The organism is Mesorhizobium sp. M0615, from assembly GCF_040320805.1.
Classification (GTDB): Bacteria; Pseudomonadota; Alphaproteobacteria; order Rhizobiales; family Rhizobiaceae; genus Mesorhizobium.
The window spans coordinates 26,948-35,937 of sequence record NZ_JAMYQI010000026.1 but is presented as its reverse complement, the minus strand read 5'-3'; the positions used below and the strand labels follow the sequence as shown (position 1 = coordinate 35,937).

General features: G+C 57.9%; 10 protein-coding genes and 2 pseudogenes. 6 read left to right on the top strand and 6 right to left on the bottom strand.

The window, feature by feature from the left end:
* Positions 1-86: 86 nt before the first annotated feature.
* Entirely contained in the window at positions 87-329 is a 243-nt protein-coding gene (locus NKI46_RS29490) for a hypothetical protein (protein ID WP_352749344.1), read from the bottom strand.
* Here NKI46_RS29490 and NKI46_RS29485 point away from each other — a divergent pair.
* Entirely contained in the window at positions 294-374 is an 81-nt protein-coding gene (locus NKI46_RS29485; RefSeq protein WP_352749349.1) for a hypothetical protein, read from the top strand. The genes NKI46_RS29490 and NKI46_RS29485 overlap by 36 nt on opposite strands.
* Before the next feature lie 116 nt (positions 375-490).
* Here the strand turns inward: NKI46_RS29485 and NKI46_RS29480 are convergent, their stop codons facing one another.
* On the bottom strand, positions 491-1,273 hold the full coding sequence (locus NKI46_RS29480; RefSeq protein ID WP_352515262.1) for a hypothetical protein: 783 nt from the start codon (positions 1,271-1,273) through the stop codon (positions 491-493).
* Positions 1,274-1,753: 480 nt separating this feature from the next.
* Positions 1,754-2,368, bottom strand: coding sequence for a type IV toxin-antitoxin system AbiEi family antitoxin domain-containing protein (locus NKI46_RS29475; RefSeq protein ID WP_352749342.1), 615 nt, complete (start codon positions 2,366-2,368; stop codon positions 1,754-1,756).
* 811 nt (positions 2,369-3,179) lie between these two features.
* On the opposite strand from NKI46_RS29475, the gene NKI46_RS29470 reads away from it, so the two are divergent.
* The 3 genes and pseudogenes from NKI46_RS29470 to NKI46_RS29460 all read left to right on the top strand — a co-directional run.
* Entirely contained in the window at positions 3,180-4,322 is a 1,143-nt protein-coding gene (locus tag NKI46_RS29470; RefSeq protein ID WP_352749339.1) for a porin, read from the top strand.
* A gap of 18 nt (positions 4,323-4,340) precedes the next feature.
* Positions 4,341-4,603, top strand: a pseudogene (locus tag NKI46_RS29465) (thiazole synthase); the annotation flags it as partial.
* Positions 4,604-4,624: 21 nt separating this feature from the next.
* Positions 4,625-5,175: pseudogene (locus tag NKI46_RS29460) on the top strand (thiamine phosphate synthase); the annotation flags it as partial.
* 35 nt (positions 5,176-5,210) lie between these two features.
* On the opposite strand, the gene NKI46_RS29455 reads toward NKI46_RS29460, so the two are convergent.
* Positions 5,211-5,510 (bottom strand): hypothetical protein, encoded by a 300-nt coding sequence (locus tag NKI46_RS29455; RefSeq protein WP_352749352.1) that lies wholly within the window; start codon positions 5,508-5,510, stop codon positions 5,211-5,213.
* Positions 5,511-6,037: 527 nt separating this feature from the next.
* On the opposite strand from NKI46_RS29455, the gene NKI46_RS29450 reads away from it, so the two are divergent.
* Positions 6,038-6,532: a MaoC family dehydratase gene (locus tag NKI46_RS29450; protein WP_031194149.1), complete on the top strand. Its 495-nt coding sequence runs from the start codon at positions 6,038-6,040 to the stop codon at positions 6,530-6,532.
* A 799-nt stretch (positions 6,533-7,331) separates the two neighbouring features.
* Here NKI46_RS29450 and NKI46_RS29445 read toward each other — a convergent pair.
* Both NKI46_RS29445 and NKI46_RS29440 read right to left on the bottom strand, forming a co-directional pair.
* Positions 7,332-7,808 (bottom strand): type II toxin-antitoxin system VapC family toxin, encoded by a 477-nt coding sequence (locus NKI46_RS29445; RefSeq protein WP_023671838.1) that lies wholly within the window; start codon positions 7,806-7,808, stop codon positions 7,332-7,334.
* A complete protein-coding gene (locus tag NKI46_RS29440) occupies positions 7,805-8,107 on the bottom strand; it encodes a hypothetical protein (RefSeq protein WP_023671839.1) in 303 nt (100 codons plus the stop codon). Before NKI46_RS29440 ends, NKI46_RS29445 begins: the two co-directional genes overlap by 4 nt.
* A gap of 376 nt (positions 8,108-8,483) precedes the next feature.
* On the opposite strand from NKI46_RS29440, the gene NKI46_RS29435 reads away from it, so the two are divergent.
* A complete protein-coding gene (locus NKI46_RS29435) occupies positions 8,484-8,828 on the top strand; it encodes a recombinase family protein (protein ID WP_023690648.1) in 345 nt (114 codons plus the stop codon).
* Positions 8,829-8,990 lie beyond the last annotated feature (162 nt).

The window sequence follows — 8,990 nt, the reverse complement described above, 5'->3', positions numbered from 1 at the left end:
CCCTTTGAATACATCTGCAAAATCTGGACAAAAGAGCCCGAACGATTCAGGCTCGATCCAACCCATCAAACCTTGGGACTAAACAACTAGGCTACAAGGTCAAACTCCGAGAGATCAATCCGGAGGCTGTAGTCCATCCCACCGTCGACGCACGCTTTGAGTTCAGCGACGTCCCGCAGTGCGCCGGGTTCGGACCTTACCGACCTCAGGCTCCACGCAACCACAAGAAGTTCGCCCATTTTTACATCGACCTGACCAACCAGTTCTGCGACGCCAAAACCTGCCACGTCTTCATAACCGGCAAGATCGCCTACCGCGACCAGCATCATTTGGCGACGCCGTTCGCGGAGACGCTGGAGCCGGCCAGCGATTGATCATGTTCGACCGGAATTGCCGGTGTTAGATAGGAGTGGCTTCTTCGATTGCGCTGAATCCTAGGTTTCTCACCCCCTAAAACAGCGCCTTCTCCACCGCCGCCAACCTGCGGCTGTTACTTGGATTTCGTACTTCTGCCGTCCTGGTTCTGAGCCCTCTTGGGCTTGGAGTTCAGCGGTACGTCGCGCCAATAATATTCCGCGTAGCGCGAGAAGGCCCAAATGAAGCTGGCGGTCAGCCAAACCAGGGAGATTAGGACAAGGGACAGAAGCAAATTCTGCCACCACGGAGAAATATCTGCCCATTGCCCTGGATCATACCTGTTCAGATCGGTGGAGGAGGAGGGAAGCGCGTTTTCGACATTAATCCCGATCCAGAAGACGATGTTCGAAACAATAAAGAGCGATGTGGCCAGGTAGAGCGTGATCTCAATCCGGTTCGATATTCGATCCGCGACGGTGACATTGAGCTGATAGAAAAACTTGGAAAAGAAAGTCACGAGAAAAAGCGTTGTCGCGGCAATGACCAGCGCCGGCACCAGACGCTTTATCCATGGATCGACCGCATCGATCGGGATGACGTTGAGATTGAATATCCAGTCCACGATCAGAGCGGTTCCACCGACTCCGATAGTGAAGACGAGAACCCGCGCGATCTTATCACCTTGCCGATAGAACCTTTGCAACTTTTGCCGCGCCGCATCGACATAACGGTTAGTGTCAAATCCATACTCGTCGAGGAAGGCTATGAGCGCCAGAATGATGCCGAAGAATGCATCGCCGAAGGATTTGCCGTAGACGCCGAAAAGCGCGTAAGTGATAGACACGGCTGCGACAGCCAGTTTCAGATTGAAATGTCTTGACCTGGGCGTAGCCGGTTTGTTCAGCAAATCGTTCACGGTTTCCCTCCGCTGTAACATTTCCCCGACAGCCAGAATAAGCCGGTTAGATCGAATTGCAATTGCGCGATGACGGGACGGTGTCGGTAGTAAGTTGCAACCTTTTTGGACCTTACAACCTGTATGAACCGAATTCACGCCCCTGAAATCGCTCACCTGTTAAATACTCAGAACAAGCTCGTCATTCATTACGACGTTCATTGAGCAGGATTGTTGAGCATTACCCTTTCATGAGCCCTGAACTCACGTGTGCTAGTGTGCCAGGCCTCTTGTCGCTGACCGTTCAGCGACCAGCAGGCGCGGTCTTGTCAATCACAGCTGAAACTTCTGCCACACGCCGACGAGGTCACGCGCTTTCACTACCAACTTTGCTCAACGGAAATTCTGGATCACGTTTGAGCACATGCCAATCTGAATTTTCCGCAACGATCTCTTTGATAATACTTCCGGGGTCATCCTGAGGTCACTCGCCTAGCCAGCTCAGTTCGCTTCAACGTAGGCAGCGGCTCGATACCGCCCATAGCCGACCTTCACGAACAGCCCTTCCTCGCACATCCGGGAGAGGTAGCACCGTGGGATGCCGACGTCGGTGAGATCGCGAGTCCGTACCTCGCCGCGTTCTTGCGCCAGAGCAACGGCGCGATTCCGGAGCGATGGTGGACGCCCATCTGCGAGGTGTAGCGCTTCCGCGCGGTCCCGATCACGTTTTCGCATTTGATGCGGCAGTGCCGCGTCCCGGAGTAGCGCTATGGCGAATTCGTATTTGTCAGATTCATCGATCCCGGAGAGCCAACTTCCAAAGATTTGGCCAATCGTGAGCATTGGCGGCGGCATAAGCCGCAGCTCTTTGTGCAGCAGATGCGCGAGGTTGGCGGCTTCGGATTTGAGGACATTCCACGCACGGCCGTTTGTTCTGCCCAATTGAGCGCGGATACCGTGCCGCTCATCTACCATGGAAGCAGTCGAACGACGCCGCTCGCTGGCAAAGTGTCCGCCTTGCGCTTGCCCGATCTCATCGATTGCAAACAGGAAAGCTTCACTTCGAAACGCGCGAAACCTCTGTCGCACATACAACATAGACGCCATCGCTGACATTGTTCTAACCGGCGTCAATCACGATCATCGGATTGAACCGTGGTGGACCCTTGGCGAGCAGCGCACCGCCATCATTTAGGGGGACAAAGGAACTTGGAATCGCGCTTGTAACGACCCCGAACTTCGGTCTTCTGCTCGACAATCCGCGAACAGATGATCTTCACGCGATTAAGCGTATCGCCATCACATTCGAAGAATTCCAGCGTGAAGGGGTGGCCTGCGCACTCCATCCTACGGCCGGACCTATCGGGACTTTGAGCGCTGGTCGAGGTGCAAGGCTGCAGCGCGTAGTTGTCGAGCATCAGCTCGCCAACATGACGGCGTCGTGCCGAGCGGTGCCGCCGCATGATGCCTCAACGTCGGGCTCACCACAAACAATGCTGTCCCCATTGAACGAAACTGTCGCGAAGCGAACAGTCGAACTGTAGCCGAACGTTTTCCGTTCGTGCTTGGGTGGATCCGCAAGGCAAAAACAAGGACGTGCGAACCAAGGTCCGCCCGCACAATTGAGCTTAAGCCGCAGCTGGTCGTCAGGCTGGCACGTCATTTGCGGTCGAATGCAGGACCCTTTGTGATGCCTACCTCTACCAGCTGAGTTGACTGTGATGATTGTACAAAATTTTGCAGACCTCCATTTCGGCGAAAATTATGTTATCGGCAGCTAAAACCAAATATTGGACAACAATCATCGCAGTACATTCTAGGATTTCCTTCAGGGCTTAGCTGATGGCGCAGCAAAACTGCGCACGTTTCAAAGTTGTTCACAGAATCACTCGCGTCCATCACTTTATTATTAAAGCGGAGATCGACAATGACCATTAGGAGCCTCCTCCTCGGCTCAACTGCGGCACTGATTGCCGTTTCCAACGCTCGCGCCGTCACCACCGCCGCCGAGCCTGACCCGACTGAGTACGTCAAGATCTGCGACGTCTACGGCTCGGGCTACGTCTACATTTCAGGCACCGAGACCTGCCTGCGAATCGGCGGCTCTGTCCGTTACAACGTCGGATTGTTTGACCACTCAAGAACCTCGGATGTGAGGACTGGTGAGCATCAGAGCGCGTGGCAAAACAACACACGCTTCACATTGAAAACCTGGACCGGCCAGGAGACCGAACGCGGGACGTTGAAGACCTACACCGAAACCCGCGTGAACTTCGGCAGCCACCAGACATCGGTTTCGGACAGTTCTCGGTCCTATGCCTTGAACGGAGGCAGCGGCCTGACTATCGCCTGGATTCAGCTTGGTGGCCTGCGAGTTGGTAAGGACCGGTCGGCTTTCGACATGTTTATTGGCTGCGCGGGTGATGTACTGAACCAGACGCCGGCTCCGTACGGCGCTTTCGATACCAAGGTGGTTCAGTACTACTTGGACGCAGGGAACGGCTTTTCGGCCGTGGTTTCGCTGGAACAAGGCTCGGACGTGGTCGGCACAATCGACAGCTACGCTCCCCACATAGTAGGCGGCTTGAAATACGCACATGGCTGGGGAGCGATCACCGGCGTTGCAGCTTATGATAGCAACTACGAATCGGTGGCCGCCAAGGTCCGTGTCGACATCAATGTCACCAACGAACTGTTGCTATCCGGAATGTTGGGCTACGGTTCCCATGGCCAGCTCAACTACGGCTCGACGAATTCGGTAGACGCTCATGGTCGCGGTTTCTATAAACCTTGGGGCGGGAACTGGGCTTTCTGGGCTGGCGCCGGTTACGAGCTCACCGAGTCAGCTTCGTTCAACCTTCAGCTCTCGGGTGATCAGCTCAACAACTATGGTGTCGCTGCGAACGTCGCCTATGCGTTCCTTCCAGATTTCACAGTTACGGCTGAACTCGACTATGACCGCTACGGAGGCTCCGCCGTCGGAAAGGTGAAAGCTTCCGAAGTGAACTGGACCAATGCCAACAAGAAGAGCAGTGTCGGCGGTATCCTGCGTTTCGAACGCTCATTCTAATGCGATGAAGCGTTGAGCTCCGAGGTCCAGTTGATGCGCGGACATTCCCCCTACATTCCGTTGATTGTGCATGCACGGCTCGGACGGCCGTCGTACGCGGCGACGTCATAGAGCTCGGGTTTGACGCCGTGCTCCTGAACACGGCGGTCCCGAGGGCGGCCGATCCGGTCGGCATGGCGCGTGCGTTCGGCAAAGCGGTCGATGCCGGTCGTGAAGCTTTCAGCTCGGGAATGCTCGAACGGCGCTACCCACCGACGATTGGCAGGGCCGTCTACTCATGAAGTCGTGGACGTGCCGGCTGGATTGACCGGCTGGTTCCGCTCGGCGTGAGTCTGGTGCAGCTCCGGATAAAGGATATGGACGAGAAAGGACTGCAGACGGAAATCCGCCGCGCGAACGACGCCTGCGCGGTCCATGGTTGCCAAGTGAGTCAACGACATTTGGCGCACGGCAATCGAGGAAGGCTGCGACTTCGTCCATCTTGGTCAAAAGGATTTGGCTGCCGCCGATGCTGGCGATGAAATACGTCGGATTGAAGCTCGGCCTGTCGATCCACGATCACACCGAACTGGAAACGGCGCCAGTGGCGGAACCGGAGTATGTGGCGCTCGCCCCAGTCTATCCAACAGCCTCAAGAAGATGAATGGGCGTCGCGAGGACTCGAGCGGATCAGCGAGTGGAAGCACCAGGTCGCGCCGATCCCATTGGTCTGCATCGGCGGCCTCAACCTGACCGTCTCGAAGGCGTTTTTCGAGGCTGGCGCGGAAAGCGCAGCCGTGGTCACCGACTTTGCGCTGAACGACGCCCCAGAAGCGCGCACGCGAGAATGGATCGAAAGACAGAGCAATGGCGCCGAGGCGAGAACCGCATGTGCTCGTTGCTGTCGGGTCAGACACCAGCGGTGGGGGCTGGAATTGCCCGCGAGATCCAGACGATCGCTTCCAGTGGCGTGCGCACCTGCCTTGCTGTCAGCGCGCTGACGGTGCAAACCCATGAACACGCCTGGAAATCCAAGTTACGCAACCCCGTCCGGTGGCGGATCAGATGCGCGCTACGCTTCAGCCTAACAGAGTGGCCGCCACCAAGATCGGCATGCTCGCAACGGCTGAGATCGATCGTCGCTGCGGTTGCCGCTGTGCTGCGCGAATATCCGCGCACCGACAATCCAGATCCGGTGCTGGCTTCCACGTCAGGCCGAGCGCTTCTTGAAGCAAGCGCCATCCCGCATCATGAAGTAGCATCTGATGCCGCTTTGCCGTGTCGACACCCAATGTCATTGAACTGGCGCTTCTTGCCGGCTCAGTGCTACCGGTGAATGAGGCCGGCGCGCTTCAACAAGGACCCCAAGCCACCCCGTCTGCCGGACTCCTCCAAATTCGAAACACGGATGGTTCCTATCCAGACAATTGATTTTATCAATCTGCGACAATACCGCATAGCGGCGCCGGCGGAATGATCACCGGTAGCAAGACGAGCTGCTTTCAGTGGCCTGCACGACGCGCACCGCGACCGAGTACAAGCCGGCTCGTCTGCAGCCATGTTCGGATCGGCCGCATCGGTGCGCCGAATGAGATTGCCGGCGGAACGCTCTATTCGTGCAGCTGTGACGGCAGTCATCTCACCGGAGCCATCCTGCCGATGGATGGCCGGCAGTCGGTGCAGCATGGGCTGACACTGTTCACGGAATGAAGCCGCTCGCGCCTCGGACGGTTGAAATGGAGGACATTAGCTTGGAACCGATCAGTCTCGACGAGCTTCTGGCCAGCGTCGGCAAGGAAGTCGGCGTGTCGCCGTGGCGGGTGGTCTCGCAGCGGATGATCGACCAGTTCGCCGAGTCCACCGATGACCACCAGTTCATCCACTGCGATCCGGAGCGCGCCAAGCGCGAGACGCCGTTCGGCGGCACCATCGCACATGGCTTCCTGTCGCTTTCGCTTTTGTCGGCGATGACTTTCGAGACCATGCGGCCGCTCGAAAACTGCAAGATGGGTGTCAACTATGGCTTCGAATCGCTGCGCTTCCTGGCGCCGGTGAAAACCGGATCGCGCATCCGCACCCGTTTCGTACTGGCCGACGTCAAGGTCAGGCCGTCGGGCTGGGTGCAGACGGCGCTGGGCGTGACGATTGAGATCGAGGGCTCGAAAAAGCCGGCGCTGACCGCGCGCTGGTTGACGCTGACGCTGATCAAACGCCAGCCGGAGGCGGCCTGAATTGTCAACGAGCGTCAGCAGAGACGATCTTCACGTGCCGGGGCGATGTAGGCGACCAGTGCGCACCGATCGGCAACGCGGCCACGGGGGTCGGCTAGATAGAGTGGCAGGAATGCCTAATCGGGGCTCCGACTCGGAAGGGGCTTCGATGTATCGGAAGCGCTTCGGCTTTCGGCGCTGCATTCCTTCTTCACGAAGGTCCATGGAGAATTCCCGACTACGGGGTCGAAAGATCGGCTTGTGATCGGAGTGGGCAGATCCTCCCCGACTGAATCTGCCAATAGGGTGTTATCGAGTCAACCGGGTCGAACTTGAGGTCGCGGGTGTCGCTGATCGGCTGCTCGTCGAGCTCGAGAGCTGCCAGCTAAAGGCAGAACACGGCTATGAAGAGCTCCGCAGTTGATGTGGATGCCCAGAGCTGGGAGTGCACCGACGAGTTCCCAGCGGGCGAACTTGCCATTGGTAGCGCGCCAGACCAGTGGCGAGAAACCCTCGATGAGAAGGCCCCCGAGGCGCACGCGGGATGGACTACAGTGGCGTTTGGCGAGAGGGCCTTCGAAGACGAGATCGAGTGTAAGATGGACGAGCTCGACACGCGTATCGCGCAGTCCCTGCGATCGCGCCTTGTCCGCGGCGCTCGTGCGAGCGAACTGTTGGTAGATCGAGCTGACTAGATGAACCGGGATGGCATTAAAGCGGAACTGGAAGAGACGCCCCTGGCCGAACTAAGCAAGATCAATCCAGCCATCGCTAAAGGTAGGCGAACACGAGACGTTCGGACTCCGTGCCGCTGAAATCCTCAAATTGAATCGGCCGGACCGTTGGAGCTATCATCACCCGCTTGGCTTCCAGAGCTACGGAGCGGGTTGATTATCTGAACGTCCTCGAAGTCCTTTTCATTGTCGGTCACTACGACACACTCGTTGGCTTCGGCTACAGCGGCAATGATTGTGTCTAGGGCGCTCCGCGAACGGCCTCTGGCTTTGCCGTTGGCCATCAGCCGCGCCCACACGAGGCCAGCTTTCTCGTCGAACGATAGCACGCGGCCAGCGAACAGCGCTTGCGGGCCTTCGGAGCCCTCGAACCAAGTTTCAAGGCTGCTGCGCTTTTTCCCCTTCGGCTTCTCTAGGATGCCTCGGCGAATTTCGGCGACAGTAAGCGAAGCAATGAAGAGGTCTTCGTCCTTCTGCGCGCCCATCCAGGCCAGCAACGAGCCCGAAGGCTCCGGCTTTATGACGTTGCTGATGATATTGGTATGAAGAAGGTAGCGCGTCACAGGTCGATCTTGCGCCCCTCTTCGCGCGGCCGGCTGAGGTCGAGATTGGAGCCAACCAGAGGCGAGCGACGCAACGCGGCGAGAATGCTGCCCGCTTTCGGTGGCTCACCCGCCACGGCTTGCTGTATGGTCCGACGAAGCTGTCGGGCATCCGGCCCGCTCTCCGTTAATTTTCGGGCAAGAGTTCGCAGCAGATCGCGGTCTGCGTCGAACGCCTGGATCTCGAACCGCGCGATGCCGCGCTCAGCCAGGCGAGAGCGATAATTCTCGATGGCTCTCTTCTGTGCAGTGTTGCCCATCGCGTGCCTCCGTTCTCTATCCGGATATATAGCCATGGCTTCTTCGGAGCACAAGGTGCCCCGTCATCGGCCAGCACTGGCTCCTGCGCGACGCGCGCTATTGATAGAATTCCAGCTTGTCGAAGCACTGACTTGGCATCATTGTCGCGAAGCGTCAGGACAGGAACGCGATCATAGCGCGCCGAAACGGCAACAGCCGAAAAGCTTCGTGTGGTCGCCGGCGCGGCCCGCGAATCGGCTGTGTCTGCGTCGCCGAAGCCCGATCGACGCTTCGTCATCTGGTCCGGCTGCTGGCACGACAGGCCGCACGGGATTTCGTTCAAGCCGAAACGGATAGCCAGACGCGAGACCGCGTCCCGGAGTAAGGGGCCGCCTCATGAAGGTCGCGCTTGGCGCTCGCTACTCAACTGACAATCACCGAGACGCCTCGATCGAGGATCAGTTGCGGCTCTGCTGCTTGCGTGCTGAAAAGCAAGGCTGGACAGTCGTCGACAGCAATACCCACCGCGCGATCTGCGGCGGGTCGCTGTTGCGTCCCGGCCTTCAGGAGCTGATCAGCGATGCGATGCAGGGCAAATTCCTGATCGTGCTCGCAGAGGCGATGGACCGCCTGACCATGACCGCTGCAAACCGGGAGCAGGCCAGGCTGGGCAAACGTTGCAACAGATCCTTCAAGGAAATTCATAGACTCTTAGCAACTCCGGCTCGCTGTGAATGGTAGGCTTATTGCAACGTCTGAGGTCAGTGGTTCCAAACCGTGGCCCCGCTTGTCTTCGACTGGCCGAACTGCTTGCAATTTCGGCTAAAGGCAAAAGAACGCCCTTTGTTGTTCGACAGGGCGATATCGGCAGTCGCCACAGCCACCGAGATTTGTCCGGTCGTT

Bases quoted from the DNA above. Each gene is read 5' to 3' on its own strand.
- NKI46_RS29475 (WP_352749342.1), bottom strand. From the start codon at position 2,368: ATGTCAGCGATGGCGTCTATGTTGTATGTGCGACAGAGGTTTCGCGCG.
- NKI46_RS29435 (WP_023690648.1), top strand. From the start codon at position 8,484: ATGAAGGTCGCGCTTGGCGCTCGCTACTCAACTGACAATCACCGAGAC.
- NKI46_RS29440 (WP_023671839.1), bottom strand. From the start codon at position 8,107: ATGGGCAACACTGCACAGAAGAGAGCCATCGAGAATTATCGCTCTCGC.
- NKI46_RS29490 (WP_352749344.1), bottom strand. From the start codon at position 329: ATGATGCTGGTCGCGGTAGGCGATCTTGCCGGTTATGAAGACGTGGCA.
- NKI46_RS29450 (WP_031194149.1), top strand. From the start codon at position 6,038: ATGGAGGACATTAGCTTGGAACCGATCAGTCTCGACGAGCTTCTGGCC.
- NKI46_RS29470 (WP_352749339.1), top strand. From the start codon at position 3,180: ATGACCATTAGGAGCCTCCTCCTCGGCTCAACTGCGGCACTGATTGCC.